The sequence below is a fragment of the Endozoicomonas sp. ALC020 genome (assembly GCF_049275935.1).
Classification (GTDB): Bacteria; Pseudomonadota; Gammaproteobacteria; order Pseudomonadales; family Endozoicomonadaceae; genus Endozoicomonas_A.
The window spans coordinates 2065074-2085000 of sequence record NZ_CP184830.1; the positions used below are offsets into that span (position 1 = coordinate 2065074).

Annotated in this window: 20 protein-coding genes and 2 rRNA genes (1 of these 22 running past the window's edge); 7 read left to right on the forward strand and 15 right to left on the reverse strand. The window is 48.7% G+C overall.

The window, feature by feature from the left end:
* Positions 1–30: 30 nt before the first annotated feature.
* Both deoC and ACOJUO_RS06960 read right to left on the reverse strand, forming a co-directional pair.
* A complete protein-coding gene (gene deoC, locus ACOJUO_RS06955; protein WP_422139370.1) occupies positions 31–789 on the reverse strand; it encodes a deoxyribose-phosphate aldolase in 759 nt (252 codons plus the stop codon).
* A 15-nt stretch (positions 790–804) separates the two neighbouring features.
* Complete coding sequence (locus ACOJUO_RS06960) at positions 805–1005, reverse strand: hypothetical protein (RefSeq protein ID WP_422139371.1); 201 nt, start codon at positions 1003–1005, stop codon at positions 805–807.
* Between the two features lie 312 nt (positions 1006–1317).
* Here ACOJUO_RS06960 and ACOJUO_RS06965 point away from each other — a divergent pair, with 312 nt between their 5' ends.
* Positions 1318–2268, forward strand: a complete 951-nt coding sequence (locus ACOJUO_RS06965; RefSeq protein WP_422136012.1) for a LysR substrate-binding domain-containing protein — start codon at positions 1318–1320, stop codon at positions 2266–2268.
* 63 nt (positions 2269–2331) lie between these two features.
* Here ACOJUO_RS06965 and ACOJUO_RS06970 read toward each other — a convergent pair whose 3' ends face one another.
* From ACOJUO_RS06970 to ACOJUO_RS06980, 3 genes are all read right to left on the reverse strand, one after another.
* The gene (locus ACOJUO_RS06970) at positions 2332–2793 is read right to left on the reverse strand and encodes a nucleoside deaminase (RefSeq protein ID WP_422136013.1); all 462 of its coding nucleotides are present in this window, start codon (positions 2791–2793) and stop codon (positions 2332–2334) included.
* A gap of 38 nt (positions 2794–2831) precedes the next feature.
* Positions 2832–3731 (reverse strand): DMT family transporter, encoded by a 900-nt coding sequence (locus ACOJUO_RS06975; RefSeq protein ID WP_422136014.1) that lies wholly within the window; start codon positions 3729–3731, stop codon positions 2832–2834.
* Positions 3732–3839: 108 nt separating this feature from the next.
* Positions 3840–4316: a YbjN domain-containing protein gene (locus ACOJUO_RS06980; RefSeq protein WP_422139372.1), complete on the reverse strand. Its 477-nt coding sequence runs from the start codon at positions 4314–4316 to the stop codon at positions 3840–3842.
* Between the two features lie 200 nt (positions 4317–4516).
* Between ACOJUO_RS06980 and ACOJUO_RS06985 the strand changes: the two genes are divergently transcribed.
* Complete coding sequence (locus ACOJUO_RS06985) at positions 4517–5020, forward strand: hypothetical protein (RefSeq protein ID WP_422136016.1); 504 nt, start codon at positions 4517–4519, stop codon at positions 5018–5020.
* 183 nt (positions 5021–5203) lie between these two features.
* Entirely contained in the window at positions 5204–6016 is an 813-nt protein-coding gene (gene pyrF / locus ACOJUO_RS06990) for an orotidine-5'-phosphate decarboxylase (protein ID WP_422139373.1), read from the forward strand.
* Between the two features lie 40 nt (positions 6017–6056).
* Here the strand turns inward: pyrF and ACOJUO_RS06995 are convergent, their stop codons facing one another.
* Complete coding sequence (locus ACOJUO_RS06995) at positions 6057–6242, reverse strand: hypothetical protein (RefSeq protein ID WP_422139374.1); 186 nt, start codon at positions 6240–6242, stop codon at positions 6057–6059.
* 93 nt (positions 6243–6335) lie between these two features.
* On the opposite strand from ACOJUO_RS06995, the gene ACOJUO_RS07000 reads away from it, so the two are divergent.
* A complete protein-coding gene (locus tag ACOJUO_RS07000) occupies positions 6336–6842 on the forward strand; it encodes a DUF29 domain-containing protein (protein WP_422136018.1) in 507 nt (168 codons plus the stop codon).
* 341 nt (positions 6843–7183) lie between these two features.
* Positions 7184–7843, forward strand: a complete 660-nt coding sequence (can, locus tag ACOJUO_RS07005; RefSeq protein ID WP_422136019.1) for a carbonate dehydratase — start codon at positions 7184–7186, stop codon at positions 7841–7843.
* 195 nt (positions 7844–8038) lie between these two features.
* Here can and ACOJUO_RS07010 read toward each other — a convergent pair whose 3' ends face one another.
* Positions 8039–8350 (reverse strand): RING finger protein, encoded by a 312-nt coding sequence (locus ACOJUO_RS07010; protein WP_422136020.1) that lies wholly within the window; start codon positions 8348–8350, stop codon positions 8039–8041.
* Positions 8351–8744: 394 nt separating this feature from the next.
* Between ACOJUO_RS07010 and ACOJUO_RS07015 the strand changes: the two genes are divergently transcribed.
* Positions 8745–9275, forward strand: coding sequence for a cytochrome b (locus tag ACOJUO_RS07015; RefSeq protein ID WP_422136021.1), 531 nt, complete (start codon positions 8745–8747; stop codon positions 9273–9275).
* Between the two features lie 55 nt (positions 9276–9330).
* Here the strand turns inward: ACOJUO_RS07015 and ACOJUO_RS07020 are convergent, their stop codons facing one another.
* The 6 genes from ACOJUO_RS07020 to ACOJUO_RS07045 form a co-directional block, all read right to left on the reverse strand.
* A complete protein-coding gene (locus tag ACOJUO_RS07020; RefSeq protein WP_422136022.1) occupies positions 9331–10980 on the reverse strand; it encodes a hypothetical protein in 1650 nt (549 codons plus the stop codon).
* A 72-nt stretch (positions 10981–11052) separates the two neighbouring features.
* Positions 11053–11811, reverse strand: coding sequence for a tRNA pseudouridine(65) synthase TruC (gene truC, locus ACOJUO_RS07025; RefSeq protein WP_422136023.1), 759 nt, complete (start codon positions 11809–11811; stop codon positions 11053–11055).
* Positions 11812–11850: 39 nt separating this feature from the next.
* Positions 11851–12723, reverse strand: a complete 873-nt coding sequence (locus ACOJUO_RS07030; RefSeq protein WP_422139375.1) for an SdiA-regulated domain-containing protein — start codon at positions 12721–12723, stop codon at positions 11851–11853.
* Between the two features lie 109 nt (positions 12724–12832).
* Entirely contained in the window at positions 12833–13183 is a 351-nt protein-coding gene (locus ACOJUO_RS07035; RefSeq protein ID WP_422136025.1) for a hypothetical protein, read from the reverse strand.
* A gap of 164 nt (positions 13184–13347) precedes the next feature.
* Positions 13348–14571, reverse strand: a complete 1224-nt coding sequence (locus ACOJUO_RS07040; protein WP_422136026.1) for an NAD(P)/FAD-dependent oxidoreductase — start codon at positions 14569–14571, stop codon at positions 13348–13350.
* A 153-nt stretch (positions 14572–14724) separates the two neighbouring features.
* Positions 14725–15402, reverse strand: coding sequence for a hypothetical protein (locus tag ACOJUO_RS07045; protein ID WP_422136027.1), 678 nt, complete (start codon positions 15400–15402; stop codon positions 14725–14727).
* A gap of 244 nt (positions 15403–15646) precedes the next feature.
* Between ACOJUO_RS07045 and ACOJUO_RS07050 the strand changes: the two genes are divergently transcribed.
* A complete protein-coding gene (locus ACOJUO_RS07050) occupies positions 15647–16417 on the forward strand; it encodes a siderophore-interacting protein (protein ID WP_422136028.1) in 771 nt (256 codons plus the stop codon).
* A gap of 361 nt (positions 16418–16778) precedes the next feature.
* Here the strand turns inward: ACOJUO_RS07050 and rrf are convergent.
* Together rrf and ACOJUO_RS07060 are read right to left on the reverse strand one after the other, a co-directional pair.
* Positions 16779–16894, reverse strand: a 5S ribosomal RNA gene (gene rrf, locus ACOJUO_RS07055).
* A 199-nt stretch (positions 16895–17093) separates the two neighbouring features.
* Positions 17094–19927 (reverse strand): 23S ribosomal RNA (locus tag ACOJUO_RS07060); it runs 634 nt beyond the window's last position.

Here is a 19927-nt window from a genome sequence, read left to right on the forward strand (position 1 = left end):
GGGTAGTCTTGGCGTAACTTATTGTTAGACTTATTCCTGTTCTTTCAGACCGAGGGTCACCAGCAGACTTCCAAGCAAACTGCTGGCTCCGAAGCGGTAGTGGTTTCGGTCGATCCATTCCTTCCCCATAATGTCAACGGCAATAGCCAGGTGCTCTGCAGCGTCCTGTGCAGTTCGGATGCCGCCCGCAGGTTTAAACCCTACGTTCTGTTTGCCACTGTCACGAATGGCTTCCAGCATGATACGGGCAGATTCAGGTGTAGCATTGACAGGCACTTTGCCAGTAGAGGTTTTGATGAAATCAGCACCGGCTTCAATACAGATCTCACTGCCTCGACGAATCAGGGCTGGGTCCTTCAGTTTGCCGCTCTCAATAATCACCTTGAGTATCACTTTGTCTGCACAGACTTCTTTGCAGCGGCGAACCAGCTCAGCTCCAATGGCTTCATCACCGTTCATAAAGGCGCTATAAGGGAAAACAACATCCACTTCATCCGCACCATAAGCGACAGCTGCCCTAGTTTCAGTGACTGCCAGTTCAATATCATCACTGCCTTTTGGAAAGTTGCTGACAGTGGCAACCGTTACATCGTTCAGACCCAGCTCTTTCAGCGTCTTTTTGGCGATGGGAACAAATCTTGGGTAAACACAGACTGCCGCAGTATTGCCTGCAGGTGTTTTAGCTGTGTGGCAAAGATCAATAATCACTTCCGGCGTATCGTTATCGTTCAGGGAAGTAAGATCCATCAATTGCAGAGCCTGACGACTGATAGCAGTGAGATCGGTCAAGGTTCGGTCCTCTGGCTAAAGAGTTTTGGAGGTGACAAATAAAGAATAGAAAAGTGCCTGAATGGAGCCTGTCGTCAGTCGTAGTTTATCTTCAATTCCCTTAAGAACACCACCGAACCATGTGGGAAAAGCTGTCAAAAACAAAAAAACCCCTACTCCAAAGACGCAGAGGTTTTTTTGCTGATCATCCACCTGAGTTTGCAGCGTGGACTGCATACTCGACACTTCGTGCAAGAGTTTCTGTACTGCGGGAACAGGCAACAGTGCAGTACACGACTCCTCATAACCTGAGGTTGCTCGAAGTGAAAATTATTTTAGAGAATTCCTGCCAACAGATACAGCAAGTATTTTTGGACGAGCATTCGGCTTTTTTGAATGCTGATGTAGGTGAGTCCTGTCCTGAGAGTCATCTTATATCACTGGAGGCGAGAACATTACGATAAAAAACTCTTATTTAGACTCCCTTTCTGACAACCTTAGAGATACTCTATTAACATCTGAACGTCAGTAGATAGTAGTATTCTCCTCATGATCCCAACGGAATCCCTCGAAATTGTCAGGGCCGTGGCCCACTTCAGAAACTTTACTGCAGCGGCCAAGCACCTGCATAAAGTGCCTTCAGCCATCAGCTACACCGTCCGGAAGCTGGAAGAACGGCTGGATGTGCAACTTTTTCTCAGGGATAGCAAGCGGGTCGAGCTGACTCCGGCAGGTGAGCACTTTATCCAGCAGACAGGCAAACTGCTGACTCAGCTGGAGGAGTTGGAAAAAACAACCCGCCAGATGGCTTCAGGCTGGGAACATGAAATCAGGATTGCCCTGGATAACGTTGTTAACCAGGGCATGGTTTACGATCTGATTCGCGATCTTCAGGCAGTTCGTCCCGAGACCAACCTGGTGATCAATACTGAAGTTCATAACGGCTCATGGGATGCTCTCTTCCACAACCGTTGCCAGCTGGTCATTGGTGCTCCTAAAACCATTCCAGACAATATTGCTACTAACGACCGCTTTGAATGGAAGTCTATGGGATCGCTGGCATGGGATCTGGTGATGTCTCCAGAGCACCCATTGGCCAATGTTTCCGATCCGATTAGTCAGGACATGCTGAAAACTTACAGTTCGATCTGCATTCAGGATACTTCCAGAGTCTTTAGACAGGGCTACAACCTGCTGCTTGAAGATCAGCAAATCCTCCTGGTTCCCAGTTTCCGTATGGCTATTGAGTGCCTGCTGAAAGGGTTGGGCATCACCATCATGCCCAGCCACTTTGTTCAGCCCTACATTGAACAAGAATTACTGGTTCGCAAGGATGTTCTGGATATTCCCATGAACGACAGCTGCTATCTTGCCTGGAATAAGGAAGCCATGGGCAATGGTATCCGCTGGGTTCTGGACTGGCTGGGTGAAGAAAATTGGCTGAACAAAGTCTGGCTTCAGTATGACATTATGAAGCCTATGGGCTATCACGTTCCCTGAGTCAGAAATGTCAGTCAACTCTGTACTTGAATGCCAGCACAAAATTCAATAATAAGCAGGTTTTCAAGAAGGATGGGGCCAGCATTTCATATGTGGTTCGCAGGCAAGCTCTTCTTCTATAGGACCAATGACTTCTATGTTGCCATAGCAACGATCAAAAATGTTTCTGCAACCCATTTGGGTGGAGTGACCGGCAATCTGGTCCAGCGCTTCCATGCTGCATCCATATACCACTTTTGGGATTCCGGCCCAATATATTGCTCCGGCACACATTGGGCAAGGCTCTGTGCTGCTGTAGAGTGTGCATTCACATAACTGTTCTCTCGGTATCTGTCTGCAGGCATGACTTACCAGGTTCAATTCTGCGTGCCGGGTCTGATCACTTTCTGCTTCGGTAGTACATTCAGACTCCAGAACGATTTTGCCGTTATGCACCAGCACCGCACCAAAAGGCGCTTCCCCTTTGTCCAGGGCCTGAGTGGATAACTCTATAGCTCTATAGATGAAAGGCTTGTGCTCACTCATGGGAAACCCCATAGATGTTGGAGAAAAGTATTCTTATGTTAGCAGGAAGTCTCGGTTCTGCGCCGGTCAAAGCGGTTGCCCATGGCCAGAAGATTCCCCAGCAAAATAATCCCTACGCCCAACACAGAAACCGGTTTCCATTGGTATCCCTCCAGAACGGTTGAGATCAAGAGGGCTATGATGGGATAGATAATATCGACATAAGCGGTTCGGTCAGAACCTATGCGCTGAATCAGGGCGATATAAGAGGTCATGGCCACAACCGAACCAAAAACCACCAGATAAACCAGGGAAACCAGATAACCCGGACTGAAGTCAAACGTGGGTGGTACGCCGCGGAGCAAGGCCAACCCACCCATTTCCAACCCACCATAAAACATGGCAAACACTGTCATAGGTGCGACTGACAAGCCGTCTTTCTCATTGACCTCACAGGAGACACTGCCCAAGGAAAACATCACTACTGCACCCAATGCCAATGCCAGGCCCTTAAGCTCCTCAGAGTTTGCGTCAATCTTTATGATATGGGGAAAAAACACCATGAACACACCGACACTACCCAATGCCCCGCCTACAAGAACAGAACGTTTAACGGTGTGCCCCAACCAGAACCGGGCAATGACCACATTTGAATAAAGAATCCCCGTACAAATCAATGCTGAAAGCCCGCTGCTGATGAACTTTTCACTTTCGTAGACCAGCCAGTAGGAAATACCGCAAAGGAAGGTTCCCTGGAAAAAGAACCTGAGATGCTGTTGGCGGGTAAAGCCTGAAAAGCCGCCCCTGAACCGGCAAATCAGCCATAACAACAGAGCGCCCAAGAGAAACCGGTAAGCCACTGACCACATGGAGTCTACGGTCCCTAGCTGCCAGCTAACGGCATACCAGGTCGAGCCCCACACCAGAGAGCAGATACAGAAAAGAGTGGCATTGGACACGTTCTGAAATTCCCGCATCAGAATGTTGACTGTATGACATTAGGCCAATTGGAACATTTCGCCAGAGCAGTGACCGTTTTATTTTCTGATATGAGGCAGCTAAAACGTTTAGTGGAACGAAAACTTTCCTTCTACCGGGGGAAGACAATGTTCCTGTTCAGACAGAATATAGTGCATGCTCTGGCACTCCCGATACAACCAGCTCTTAGCCTCCAGGGTCATTGCCAGAAATTCGGAAAACTGACTGTAACAGACACCTTTGGAGGTCATCAGGACATCGGAAGCCACCAGCAAAAGATGGCCTGACTCCAGCATCTCCAGAAACAGTTTGAGCGTCGGTAAGCCGAGATTGAGACGCGTCATATCGGCCTGTACTAAAAATGCAGAGTCGGCTTTCAAATCCAGCTCAGTTGAAAAAAGAATACCAAATGGCTCGATAAACAAACGGCTATCAAGTACGCCATCCAGAGACTGAAGGGATGATATGTGCAATCCGTCGCACCGATCGCACGCCCAGAATTCATGACCGGCCTGATCAAGCCAGATCTCTACCTGTTGCCGGTCTGGTATTACTAACTTCTGCATCAACACTATCTCTGTTTTACCAACCATTTTATGAACTCTCGTCAAGCTATGAAATGGTCAGTTTGACCAGACTCTGAGGCATTCCAACTTCACTGGATGAAAATGTGCAAGCATAACTAACCGCTCTGTCAGTCATTTTGGCAGCAAATCCCTGCATACTGAGCCTACAACATGAAATAACACCACAAGGAGTACAGATTATGCAGGGATCAGGAAGAATCAGTGCCGGTATCCAAACAGCCTTATACGCTTCTGCAAGCCCGATCACAGGCATTGCTGAGGCAGTTCAATTGCTGACCACCATGGTAACCACACCCGGTGCTGTCGCAGGCTATCTGATGGGAAAACTGGTCAGCAAAGCGGTTGAAGCAGGTTGTCACAGACTCAATAAAAACCGGACCATGAAGAGCACGATTGATACCCGGAAGTACGTTCGCCGAACCGTCAGGGGGTTTCAAACTGTCGGTGCCATTTCTGGCTCTCCCCTGGTGATCATGCTGGCACTCTCTCACCCTCTATTGATGGCCTTGTATACCGTTCCTTTACTGACAACAGCCATCAAACAAACCGTTAAGCACCTGATGGCCTGCACAACGGTTTACCGGGCGTTCAGAAGATACGGGACTTCGGGAACTCTGAAGAGTGCTGCAGAACAGATGATAAACTCTGGTCTGATGGCACAGCTATTTCAAAAGGCCAGATAAAAGAAGGCACGGAGGAACATTTCAGCTCCTCCGGCAAATTTCTTTTCTTCAATTCGCGTCAAACAGCCTCATTGGGCGGGGGTGGATGTCAATTACCGCAACATCAATTGGCGCAACAAAACCCGAGCGTTATCTGTTAGACTGCCCGCCCAGACATCGATCACTGCTACATAAGGCTTTGCTATGCGTTTTCTGGATCAGGTTCAGGCGGCTATGCGTAAGAACAACTCTCTACTCTGCGTAGGCCTGGACCCTCTACCCGAGAAGTTTCCCGCCCACATTCAGGCGCTTGAGCAACCTATTCTGGAATTTAACCGCTTTATTATTGATGCCACTGCCGACTTAGTGTGTGCTTACAAACCCCAGGCTGCCCATTATCATGCCCGTGGTGCAGAAGACGAACTGGCCCAGACCATCGAATACATCAAGGATAATTACCCGGATACCCCGGTCATTCTGGACTCAAAACGGGGCGATATTGGCAGCACGGCTGATCAGTATGCGGCAGAAGCCTTTGATCGCTACGGCGCAGATGCGATCACCGTCAACCCCTACATGGGCATCGACACCATTGCACCTTTCAGCCGATATGAAGACAAGGGCACCATCATCCTTTGTCGAACCTCTAACCCCGGAGCTGCGGTGATCCAGAACCTGAAGGTCGGTGACGACTTCCTTTACGAAGTGATTGCCCGTATGGCCAAAGAAGAGTGGAACAGCCATAACAACCTGCTGCTGGTTGTCGGTGCTACCAACCCTGAAGAACTCAAGCGTATCCGCGCCATTACCGGTGATATGACATTCCTGGTTCCGGGTCTGGGCGCCCAGGGTGGAGACGTAGAAGCCACCGTTAAAAATGGTCTCAACAGTCAGGGTGAGGGCATCATTGTAAACTCTTCCCGTGGCATCATTTACGCTGGCAGTGATGAAAACTTTGCCGAAGCAGCCAGAGCTGCTGCCATTGAACTCAGAGATCAGGTGAATCAGTACCGTTAAACAATGACTACCCGAAGATACCCTGAACGGATATCTTTCTTTAGTTTTCAAGAGAAGCCCACCCAGGGCTGTGAAGACGGCCCACTGATCTTGCCGGTCGATGCAGGCAGTTCCCGGTATTGGTCTGACTGCCCGCCAATTCCGACTGAACCAGATCACGACGCAGGACAACGGCATCACCGGCGGCTCCGGTGCGTCCCGGCAATAGGTTCAGCGTTTCTCGCACCTGAGGTTAGCGCTGAAGTGCTGTGAAGGGAATGACATAACAATCCTTGTATAAGCTATCCTATACTGGCTGTGATTAACGGGGAATCATGTCATGGATAATGATCAGAAAACACTTTACCAGTCCGACTTCTATCACTGGAAAAAACAGCAAAAACAACATTTGCAAAACCGTGAGTTCGACCGGCTTGATCTTGATAACCTTATAGAAGAAGTAGACGAAATGGGCAGAAGCGAGCGCAATACACTGGAATCCCATCTGGTCATTCTGGTGCTGCATCTGCTCAAATATCAATACCAAACCTTTGTGATTAACCCCAACCTATACGAACCCAAAGAGTTCAGAAGCTGGTACGAGAGTATTTCGCAGTCACGTATGACAATCAGCCGGTTAATCCGTAAAAACCCGTCCCTGAAGCACGAACAGGATGATGCCTTAATAGACAGCTACCCTGATGCCAAACAGGCTGCCATTCGTGAAATGAATAAGTACCTGCGGGAAAATCATCAATTAGATAACACCAGCTTCCCCGACAGTTGCCCGTGGACATTCGATGACATCATGGTTGATGACTTTCTTCCCGACCATCCACAGCGCTAGGAGGCCGACCGAGAATAGCGCCCGTAGCGAGGACGGCAGAAAATTGAGGATGAAAATTCGGTTTTGTGAGGAGAATAGCGAGCTATTTGACGAACAAAAGCGGATTTTTAGACCAATTTGCTGCCGCCGCAGTAGGGCAGTCTATTCTCGGTCGGCCTCCTAGGAGCCCGACAGTTGCCTATTCAGCCGCTTGCCTTCACAGTAGCCTTAAAACAGCAGAGCTGTTGCGAGGAATTGCAACGGAGATGCAGTTGTTCGGTACGCCATTAAAACCCTACTGTTATTGGCTTCTATTTCTTCAGCTGTATACTTGTGCGTTATTTCTGATGAGGAAGCTTCCCATGCGCAGACTCAAGAAGCTGTTCGACCAAAACCGTGAATGGTCAGATGCTGTTCGGGAAAAGGAACCTGACTTTTTTGAACAACTTTCTCAGCAACAGGCTCCCAAATACCTGTGGATAGGCTGCTCTGACAGCCGGGTGCCTGCCAATCAGATAACCGGTATGGTGCCTGGTGAGCTGTTTGTTCATCGAAATGTGGCCAATCAGGTCATTCACACCGATCTCAACTGTCTCTCTGTTATCCAGTTCGCCGTTGAGTACCTGAAGGTTGAGCACATTATAGTGACCGGCCATTACGGCTGCGGCGGCGTTCAGGCAGCGGTAAAGAACGGCAAACTCGGCCTGATTGATAACTGGCTGCGTCATATTCAGGATGTACAGCACAAACACCAGACTTTCCTGGACACTCTGGGCAGCCAGGAAGAAGTCTTTGAGCGCATGTATGAGCTGAATGTTGTAGAACAGGCTCTGAATGTTTGCCAGACCCCCATCGTCAGGGATGCCTGGCTGCGAGGACAGGACCTGACGGTTCATAGCTGGATCTATGGGCTGAAAGACGGTCTTCTGAGGGACCTGGGATTATGTGTCTCTGATCCTGAAAGCCTGCATGGACTTTACAGCGATGCCATCAGGCAGATCACCAGTGCAGCTGATGGATGATATAGGTACCCTTTCATTTTCTAGATCTATCCTTCCTCTGTGAAAACCAAATCGGAAGGATAGAATTATCAGACAGACACTCTTTACTGCACCGCTGTTGCTGCTGTCGTTTTTTTTCATCTCTCGGGCCAGAGCACTTGTTCTGGCAGCAGGTGATGATGTTGAGGCGCCCTCAAACAAAACGGAATCAGCGATTTACAAGAGCCGCGCTATCGGTCGCCCATCTGGATGGAACAACACACTACCACGACTTCTCGATAAATTTTCCACTATCACATCAGTAAAGGGTTGTACTTCCCTTTCCCTGACAATGGTTCTGCAATAAGGACAGGTTGTATTTTGCGATAGCCAAGTCTCCAGGCAGTCTTCGTGAAACATATGGCTGCATGGTTCAAGAACTGTGACTGCCCTTCCGGCAAAAGGTGTGAGACAAACAGGGCAATTATCGCTCTCCTGTTGATAAGGTGCCTGATTATTTGGGCTGCCGGGTGGTGTGATTCCGTTCATATCTCTTACTCCTATCTACTGTTTTTCAAATGAATTGTGACCTTGGATCATTGTCTATCCATTTAGTTCCCTGTGTTTGTTTATTTTTTTTACGCCCGGCATGGGCATGAGCTAATGGGGTGTAAATCCCCTGTGGAAGAAGCTACATCTGACTGTCGGTAAAGATGCCCGTTGATGACAACCACCAGCTTAAGGTGAGTGGAGTCACGCGAGGATCTTTGCGCAGACAATCTGTGCGAAAAAACATAATTTGCCGGAACCAGGTGACAGGATCACCGTTTAAAGTAAGAATAAATGCATCCTTGTGGGTGAAGTTTATTCTTCACTCATAGCAGCCTTGAATAAGATAACGAACTCTAAGCCGCACGCGCTTTTCACTCCAGAGGATAAATCTATGACACCTGCAAAATATCCGTTACTGATGAGACTGCTTCACTGGCTGATGGCCATTACCATCCTGAGTATCATTGCCAGTGGCTGGTACATGGCAGGTCTATCCAAGGACGTCAGCTATAAATACGACATCTACCCTTGGCACAAGTCTTTCGGCATCCTAGTACTGCTGCTGGTTGCGATTCGTATTCTGATACGATTGTTCAGCAAAGTACCCGAGCTACCCAAAGGATTGCCCAACCGTGAGAAGGTATTGGCCAAAATCACCCATTATTCGCTCTATGCCCTGATGATTCTTGTACCTCTGAGCGGTCTTACCATGTCGGATGCAGGAGGGCGTGATGTTTTCTTCTTTGGCATCCAACTGCCCGAATTTATGGAAGACAACAAAGAGCTGGCAGGAACCCTTCATACAATCCATTCCTATATTCCCTATGCATTTCTGGCCATCATAGCCCTTCACGTGGTGGGGGCATTCAAACACCGGTTCATGGATAAGCCTGAACACGATGTGCTGGGCAGAATGTTGTAAATTTGCCAATAAGGGCTCGTTCGGGAGCCCTTTTCCAGACTCTATGCCAATGAAATTAACTGTTAGTGTCGTCAGATGGCCTTATTCGATAAAACTTGAGGTTATAACCTGTTCTCAGAGTATGCATAAGAACCTGTAATGCTTCATTCCATTCACAAACCAAGCCACTGGAAGCTTTCAACGAGGCTCGCTCTCCAAGACCGTCAGAAAAACACAACATTCTCAGTGTCATAATGGCACCATTAACCGAGATAAAAACAGCAAATGTTGATTCATTGGGCTCCTGAATCACCATGACAAAGGTGCCCTCTCCGATGGCATTGTCCATTATCATTTGAATTGAGTTGAACTCCTTAAGCTCATTAACCTCGAGGTCAATATTAAGGGCCATCATCGCTTGATCCATTTCCATTAAACTCAACAAGGGGTATAAATCCGGAAGCTGGGATTCGTCTAACTTCCGAGGTAACGGAATCTTTTGCAGACCTCCAGACATTTGATTCATGAAACATTGCCGAATAGCAACGTCATGCCCCGTTGAGTTATCAGAAACCAGCAACACTTCAACCTCATCGTCATCATCAAATGCCTGCAAGGCTTCCACAGCTTCTTTATCCAGGCAATTAAAAGCCTTAATGGCATTCTCCACCATGAGGTTGAACACATCATCATCAGGCAAGTGAACTTGATAAAGCTGGCCTCCTCTCGACTTATCCAGATAGCAGTTGATCGCAAAAACAAAGAGACTGTGTTTATTACTGGCATAGCCCACCACTTCACCATCCTGATTCAGAAGAAATACAAAAGCCAAACTCTGTTCAATAATAATAAGAGCGAAGGAATAGCCTCCCTGAGAATCAGGAAGCGTCAGAAAATATCCCCGATCTTTCAAAGCCTCGATTGTGCCAAGGGGTCGAGTGTATTCACTCATCCAACCAACAGAGATCAGCCCTGCAATTACATCCTGTTGGATGGCAGCCTTCACCTGAGTCAATAGCTGCTGAAATTTAAGTACCCCGCTATTTGAATTCTCGAGGACGATCTTATCCATGCCGGTCTCCAGATAACAGACATTGAAAGATGAAGCTGAAAAGGCTTTCTGCTGACAGAGAGTTTCATCGACAGGCAAAGTCTGCAACTGGATAACGCTAAAATCACACTGCCGGTTCATCCATTCACAATCAAGCTGATTTTTCTCATCAGATACAGGAGCAGGATCTGGAACATTAACAGCAACAAGAAGAGGTAGCATTTCGCTGGAAAAACCACTCAAGGACGGCTCTACCGGAGTCATCTGGCTGGTTGAAGGCCCATCAAAAGCAGCCATCCTTTTCCTGGGACCAAGCCTCGGAACAGAAGCTGACGCAGCCTCACGGACCAAAGGTCTTTCACACTGGCAAGTATTCTCAGTGGATAAATACACCTCTCTGGATTTAGGGTCTTTGCCTCTGGCACTCTTGGCATTAGACTGCCCTTTTTTTCTTATTGCGGCCTGGGCAATCAGCCTTTTTTCCCTGAACCGCTTGCCACACTGATAACATCGACAATCACAGGCATCAAGATTAAGGTCGCACTGCTTGCACCTTTGGCGACCTGATTTATCCGTTACTATTCTATCTTTCTTATAGTCATCGAATCCGTGACTGTAGAACGCTCCAAACAACAACAATGAAAAAAAAAATATACTCAAACCCGCTCTGAGCATAAAGCCTCCTGAAACAAACCGTTCAGGCAGACTAGATAGTTAATTGACATTCGTCATGGGAAATCAGGAAATTCACTCAACTTTCCGACGAAGTGATCTGTTCCAACCAAAGCGAGTCATCAGATCAGAGAAGACAGCATCCAGCGAAGCAGACAAAAGCAGTCGTTCACGGGTAAGGGGATGAGTTAATTCAAGATCAGTACAGGCCAGTAGCAATCTACCCGCTGAAAAGTGTTTGGCAAAGTATCGATTATGAACGCCCTTCCCATGTTTGGCATCGCCAATGATCGGGTGGGCTATATGCTTCATATGCCGACGAATCTGATGTTTCCTGCCCGTTTTAGGCCAGGCTCTTACCAGGGAGTAGCGACTGGTTGGGTATCTTTCTATGGCAAGAGGCAGCTCAACGGTCGCGAGTCTTTCATAAACAGTGACCGCCTCCTGAGCCGGTTTGTCCTGCCGGGCCTTGCGGTCTGTCATTTTATCCAGCTCTTCTTTCAGAGGATGATCAATCACGCCAGACTCTGGCGCATAACCCCTGACGACTGCCAGATAGGTTTTCTCGACCAGCCCTTCCTCAAATTGTTTTCCAACCTGCCGGGCAACCTCAGGCGACAGGGCAAACACTAAAACACCGGAAGTCGGTTTATCCAGACGATGCAGTGGGTAAACATGCTGACCCACCTGATTTCTGACGATCTGCAAAGCGAACCGGGTTTCATTCCGGTCAATCATGGAGCGATGCACCAGCAGACCCGACGGTTTATTTACCGCTACCAGCCAGTGATCCTGATAAATGATTTCCAGTGTTTCCTGGCTCTCTTCTGACATGCACGACATCCCAACAGCAAAGCTCAATATCAAAGGAGGCTACTTTCGTTCAGACAAGGTACTCTTCCTGAATATGTAAAGGTCGTCAGGCTCCCCGACAATAAACACCGTTCCCTGTCTGTCCATAGTAACCCCTTCTGGCTGCTCAATCGTATTCTTCAATCCATGCCAGCCCTTCTCAAGCACCATAACACTGACGGCCTCTCCATTTTCGTCCAGTTCTGTCAAAGAATCGGACTGATCACTGAGCACAACAAAATGCCTTGAAACCGTATCGAAGTGCATCCCTGACAGGTCCTGATTGAAAAACCTCAGGCTTTCTTCCATTTCTTCCTGCTCACGAATCACCAGCTTTCTATCTTTACCCTGCTCGGTGAAACCATTAATACGAAAAATCCGGATGGGGTCTCTCTCTTTGAGGACATAGATCGATTTTGTCTCTGGGTCCCAGGCAATACCTTCAAAGCCTTTGTTGCCTCCTTCTCCTATGCCAAAGGTAAAAGTGGACGCACTGGAGAAATCGATCTCATTCGAATCCGGTTTAATGTCTACCAGCAACAATTCCTGCTGACGTTCGTTGACAACAATAAAACGATCGCCGTCAGCCCAGGCAATACCTTCTACATCAGCATTAAGATTGGATTTCAGCTTTCTCTTGAGGTTTCCATTTTGGTCGTACTCCAGGACATGGATCGAAGAACCTCCTCCGGATACAACATAAAGGGAATCGGTAACAGGACTCCACGTCACTCCGGATACCTGATCACCTGCATCAACGAGTTTCACAGGTCCGGCCACCAATTTATAATCACTCAACACAATGGCATTTGCCCACTGTTCACTGGATACCGTATGTGACAGGTATTCATTGTAAAGTTTGTCATCGATATCGAAATATTTAATAGCAATCACGGCCACAATCAAAATGACAATGATTCCGAGGGAGAGTTTTCTGAAGTTCTTCATAATGAGGGAATAGGTCAATTTCAGAGGGGGCTTTATGGAGACCGGCAGAGCGCCGTCACATCCCCCCAAGATCAGACAAGTCAGCTCTCATAAGGCCTTCGGTACCCAGATCAAAACCTGCTACTGAAACATGAACATCAAACCAGCTTTTCAGTGCGTTGGCATCTCTCTGACAGGGCCAGCGGCCCGGATCTTCTTCCCAGGCGGAGAGCTCATTTTCCATCATGTCCCGGGCGTGGTTGGCTACTGCTGCTTCCAGGCCCTCCTCTGTTTCCTGTTCATCCAGCAGGTAGGAGCCACCTTCCAGGCTCCAGTCTTCTGGCAATTCTGTCCCCAGCCCTTTCGCCCATTCAATAAAAGGCTGTCTGGGCTTCAGGGTTACAACACAACGATTGATAAACTTCATGACTTTTACCATAAAATGCAGCTTCATCGGATTCTGGAGCCATTTCGACAAGGTCAGCTGCAATTTCCGTCCAAGGAGAATGTCTTATGAGGCATTAACGTCAACAGTGCTTCACGGACGATGCATTATGCTCTTGGCGGATGGAGAAAATCAAACCATGTAAACTAAACATACTGCCCTGCACAATGACCTGAAGCCCAGGCCCATTGGAAGTTAAAGCCTCCCAGATGACCGGTAACATCCAGAACTTCACCGATAAAGAAAAGCCCCGGCTGGATACGGCTCTCAAATGTTTTCGAAGAGACTTTCGCAGTGTCCACACCACCCAGGGTGACTTCTGCTTTTTTATAACCTTCTGTTCCAGAGGGTTTCAATTCCCAGTTTTCCAGTGCATGGGTCAGGTCCTCAAGATCAGCCGCTGTGTAATGTGCCATCAGCTTTTGACCATTGTCGGTTAATAATCTCAGATGACCTTGACCGCATAGGACTTGAGACAACCTTTTAGTCATATGTTCAGACAAGATGGTTGCCGTCTGTGCCCTGGGTCTCTGCATGGCACAGGACTGAAGCCAACTATGAATATCTGCACCGGGAATCCAATTAATGGAAACCGTATCTCCCGGGTTCCAATAGGATGAAATCTGTAAAATGACCGGCCCGCTGACACCACGATGAGTGAACAGAATATTTTCCCGGAAAGACCGTCCATTGCAGCTGGCGATCACTTCTGAGCTTACGCCGGAAAGCTCTAGAAAGTGCTTAAGCCAGGCCTGGTTCATCGTAAAAGGCACCAGTGCAGGCTTTTGTTCAATCAGTTTATGGCCGAACTGTTCCGCTATCTGGTAACCAAACCCTGTGGCTCCCATTGTCGGAAATGATAAACCACCGGTTGCCACTACCAGTGACTGACAGGAGAGTTCGCCGATGTTGGTTGCCAACACGAAACCCGAAGCTTTATTGGACTTTATGGATTCAACACGGGCTTTGGCTCGAATGGTGACGCCTGCATCCTGACACTCGCTGACCAAAAGATCGACGATATCCTTTGAACGATTGTCACAGAAAAGCTGCCCCAGCGTTTTTTCATGCCAGGCCACCTGATACTTATCTACAAGCGCCTGAAAATCCCACTGGGTGTAGCGTGCCAGTGCTGACTTACAGAAGTGCGAGTTATGCGAAAGATAATGGGCAGGTTCGATATAGAGGTTGGTGAAATTACAACGTCCACCTCCTGAAATAATAATTTTCTTGCCAATTTTGTTGGCGTGATCCAATACAAGAACATTACGACCACGATAGCCAGCTGTGAGCGCACACATAAGACCCGATGCACCGGCACCGATAATAATGGCATCATAGTCAGACTGCAGAGCTCTGGTCAGGGGCATATTTATTAGATCCCAAAAACAGATAGGGGAAGCCTTTAGCGTTGCTCCTGCCGGGAGCTAAACAGGCCCCTAAGAAACCAGAGAGCATAAACCGACTGCCTGCAACGGTTTGCCCTTTCCTTCGTTTCTTTAATCCGGGCCTGAGGCACAGCTTCAATGAGTTTTCAGAATGGCCAACACATTATTAAGAAACATTTTGGCTTCCTGGCTACTGACACTCTTACGCAACTCAGCAGGAATCATACGCTGGTACGCGCGGGTATTGACTGGACGAGTAGCCACCAGAGCATTCACCATAGCAGGCTTGAGCAAACGCTGGCTTGCAGGAGTACTTGGGTAGGCTTTACGGATAGATTGAACATCAAATTCAACCAGAGCTTCAGCCAACGGACTATCGGCCACTTCAACAACCACTTCTGGCTCTGATAACACCGGAGCCACTTTGACTTCAACCTTAACTGCCTCTTTGGTTCTTACAGACTCAACAGCAACTTCTGCATGAACGTCTTCAGAAGTGACAAAACCTTGAGCCACCAAAGCTTGAGACAGCTCTTCTCGCATAACCCATACAGCTTTGCCCGCTCCGTTTTCCTCATCCAGGGCAATAACGGAAGCACCAGAGCCAGCATCTACTTCCAGAAACCCGGCAATACGCTTGCCCAGGTTGTTAACGATCATGGACGCACGTTTGGCCCCCGTCAATGTAATCACCTGCTCAGCACTGGCAGCGCGTCCGGGCAGAGAAAACCATGCTGCCAGCAGTTCAATATCTTGAGGACGAACCGCTTTATTATTGTTAAGGGCCTTCAGGAACAAATCTTGGGTGATCAATTGTTTAACCTCTAGAAAAATCCAGCTATTTTTTCAGGAAATGACAAATTATCAATCCTTATATTTGCGGATCTTTATGCTTTTTCTTCTGAGCGCAGAGGTTAAGTACCGACTTCGCCTCTTACCCGCTCATTTCAACCTGAAAACAAGCAATATAAGAAGTCGCTGAGCATTACTTGAAATTACCCCATGCTGAGTTGATAATGATTCTCAACTAAAAACCTAAAATCAGTTGAACAGTTATATGGCAAGATCTCCTGCAAGAGAGCTATCTGTAAAGAGTATTGAATCCCTGAGCCCTCATATGACGCGGGTTATCCTGACCGGAGAATCTCTTTCTGATTTTCCATCGGATCAAGCCAGCGCCTACGTAAAGCTGGTATTTGATAACCCTGCAATGCCCGAGAAGCCACTCCAGAGAAGTTACACCGTGGTTTCCTCTGATCAGCTTGCACGACATTTGACGATTGATTTCGCAGTGCATTCCCATGACCGCGATCAGGGGCCTGCCGCACGCTGGCTGGAGGGTGCCAATATTGGCGATCCAGTTTTAGTATCTGGACCGGGACCTACCAAACTGGTCGACCTCGAAGCGGACTGGTTTGTTATGACCGGAGACCTGACCGCACTTCCAGCCATTCGTGCAAACATAGAGATTCTACCTGCCGATGCAAAAGGCTTCGTCGTTGTGGAAATTCCTCACCAGGATGACCAGCAAGCCATGGCCCTTGAAGCATCGTCGATCCCTGAAGGCATGGAAATTATCTGGGTTATAAACCCTCATCCAGGCCAACAAAAGGAGCTTTTAAGAGACGCTCTGGCCAACCTGCCTCGCCAGCCAGGAAATCCCTATCTATGGGCTGCCAGTGAACTGAACTCTGTGCTGGAGATCAGAAACTGGGTGAATCGAGAATCCCTGGCCCCCCGCTCTTCACGTTATATCAGCAGTTACTGGCAGCTTGGCCTTCCAGATGAAGCTCATAAGGTACAAAAGAGAGAGAGACTGACTGAGTGACAAGGGCCTCCACGCCAGAGATCTGTCGTTCAGCCACTTTCTTTAATGGACAGTCTTTGATGGATAGGAAAGTCTGAATGCACTGGAAGACAATTCGCCCGAGAACTATCAACACCTGTGCTCTTGCCGCTTTTTTGCCACAATACAAAAACCCCAGTCGATCTCTCAACCGGGGTTTTGCTTTATTCAATGCCTGGCGATGAACTACTCTCACATGGGTAAGCCCCAAACTATCATCGGTGGGGCCGCCTAGGTGGGGCCGCCCAGGCATGTGTCGTTTCACTTCTGTTCTGCCACATTCCTTTGCCCACAAAACAAAAACCCCGGTCAATCTCTCAACCGGGGTTTTGCTTTATTCAATGCCTGGCGATGACCTACTCTCACATGGGGAAGCCCCACACTACCATCGGCGATGCGTCGTTTCACTACCGAGTTCGGGATGGGATCGGGTGGTTCCAACACTCTATGGTCACCAGGCAAAACTGGTCGAGCCGTTGGCTCTCGAGCTGGAAGCTTTAAGCTGGAGGCTTGAAGCTGTTTCTCGAAAACTAAGGCTCTGGAATCCAAATCTCTTTTAAACTGTGTCGTCTATTCTTGCTCAACACTCTCGTTCACTGTGTACGGCTTCAAGCTTCAAGCTTCCAGCTTCAAGCTTGCTAGATCGCTTTGGCGTTATATGGTCAAGCCTCTCGAGTCATTAGTACGGGTTAGCTCAACGCCTCACAACGCTTACACACCCCGCCTATCAACGTCATAGTCTTTAACGTCTCTTATGGGCCTTACGGCCAGGGAAGTCTCATCTTGAAGGGGGCTTCCCGCTTAGATGCTTTCAGCGGTTATCCCGTCCGAACTTAGCTACCGGGCAATGCGTCTGGCGACACAACCCGAACACCAGTGGTTCGTCCACTCCGGTCCTCTCGTACTAGGAGCAGCTCTCCTCAAACTTCCAACGTCCACGGCAGATAGGGACCGAACTGTCTCACGACGTTCTAAACCCAGCTCGCGTACCACTTTAAATGGCGAACAGCCATACCCTTGGGACCGGCTTCAGCCCCAGGATGTGATGAGCCGACATCGAGGTGCCAAACACCGCCGTCGATGTGAACTCTTGGGCGGTATCAGCCTGTTATCCCCGGAGTACCTTTTATCCGTTGAGCGATGGCCCTTCCATTCAGAACCACCGGATCACTATGACCTACTTTCGTACCTGCTCGAGATGTTCCTCTCGCAGTCAAGCTGGCTTGTACCATTACACTAACCGCACGATGTCCGACCGTGCTTAGCCAACCTTCGTGCTCCTCCGTTACTCTTTGGGAGGAGACCGCCCCAGTCAAACTACCCACCACACAATGTCCCCGATCCTGCTAAAGGACCTGGGTTAGAACCTCAATATTGCCAGGGTGGTATTTCAAGGTTGGCTCCATGCAGACTGGCGTCCACACTTCAAAGCCTCCCACCTATCCTACACAAGCAACATCAAGATCCACTGTGAAGCTGTAGTAAAGGTTCACGGGGTCTTTCCGTCTAGCCGCGGATACACTGCATCTTAACAGCGATTTCAATTTCACTGAGTCCTGGGTGGAGACAGCGTGGCCATCGTTACGCCATTCGTGCAGGTCGGAACTTACCCGACAAGGAATTTCGCTACCTTAGGACCGTTATAGTTACGGCCGCCGTTTACTCGGGCTTCGATCAAGAGCTTCTCCGAAGATAACCCCATCAATTAACCTTCGAGCACCGGGCAGGCGTCACACCGTATACGTCCACTTACGTGTTAGCACAGTGCTGTGTTTTTAATAAACAGTCGCAGCCACCTGGTATCTTCGACCAGCCTCAGCTTACGGGGCAAGCCCGATCACCAAAGCCGGCGCACCTTCTCCCGAAGTTACGGTGCCATTTTGCCTAGTTCCTTCACCCAGGTTCTCTCAAGCGCCTTGGTATTCTCTACCTGACCACCTGTGTCGGTTTCGGGTACGGTCCCTCTTGACCTGAAGCTTAGAAGTTTTTCCTGGAAGCCTGGCATCAACCACTTCCCCACCTTGGTGGGTTCGTCATCAGTTCTCGGCTTTGTGAACCCGGATTTGCCTGAGTCCACAGCCTACGACCTTAAACAGGGACAACCATCGCCCTGCTGGCCTAGCCTTCTCCGTCACTCCATCGCAGTCAAAAGGGGTACAGGAATATTAACCTGTTTCCCATCGATTACGTCTTTCGACCTCACCTTAGGGGCCGACTCACCCTGCGCCGATTAGCGTTGCGCAGGAACCCTTGGTCTTCCGGCGAGGGAGCCTCTCACTCCCTTTATCGTTACTCATGTCAGCATTCGCACTTCTGATACCTCCAGCCCACCTTCCGGTGAACCTTCAACGGCTTACAGAACGCTCCTCTACCGGTTCAGTTGTCAGTTTGCAGTTGTCGGTTGTCAGTTTGAACTGAGTTATTTAAAACTCTTGTGCAAACTAACCAACATCTTACTGACTTGGTTGTATTCGGTTTTGAGGTCTTGCCATTGCTGATCGTCAATGTAATTGACGATCAAGGCAGTACCTTAACCAAACTCTCATTTCGTCAGATGATCCGATAGCCATCAATATGAACCTTCGAAACTCTGCTTTTGAGATGATCAGTTTCCCATGTCCTTCAGCAATATTTGCACAGATTCCTTTACTGGCTCTGCGCATCTGATCAGCAAGTCCATGCATTTGTTCAATTCTCGGAAATTCCAGCGAGAGCTTGTGAACTTTCAAAGAAAGCTTATAGGCCCGTTGAAATACTTCTAAATCTTCAAATCGCTGCATACTTACTTCTCATACTGCCAACTGACAACTGTAAACTGACAACTGAACCCCGTAGCTTCGGTGAATAGTTTGAGCCCCGTTACATCTTCCGCGCGAGCCGACTCGACCAGTGAGCTATTACGCTTTCTTTAAAGGGTGGCTGCTTCTAAGCCAACCTCCTGGCTGTCTGGGCCTTCTCACATCGTTTCCCACTTAACTATTACTTTGGGACCTTAGCTGACGGTCTGGGTTGTTTCCCTTTCCACGACGGACGTTAGCACCCGCCGTGTGTCTCCCGTGATTGCACTCATCGGTATTCGGAGTTTGCATGGGGTTGGTAAGCCGGGATGGCCCCCTAGCCCAAACAGTGCTCTACCCCCGATGGTGAGACACGAGGCGCTACCTAAATAGCTTTCGAGGAGAACCAGCTATCTCCGGGCTTGATTAGCCTTTCACTCCTATCCACAAGTCATCCCCTGGCTTTTCAACGACAGTGGGTTCGGTCCTCCAATCAGTGTTACCTGATCTTCAACCTGCTCATGGATAGATCGCCCGGTTTCGGGTCTATTCACTGCGACTGGACGCCCTGTTAAGACTCGCTTTCGCTACGGCTTCCCTATACGGTTAACCTTGCCACAGAAAATAAGTCGCTGACCCATTATACAAAAGGTACGCAGTCATCAGTGGCCAGTTGTCAGTTGTCGGTGGTCAGTTTTGTTCAGCGTCAATTTCA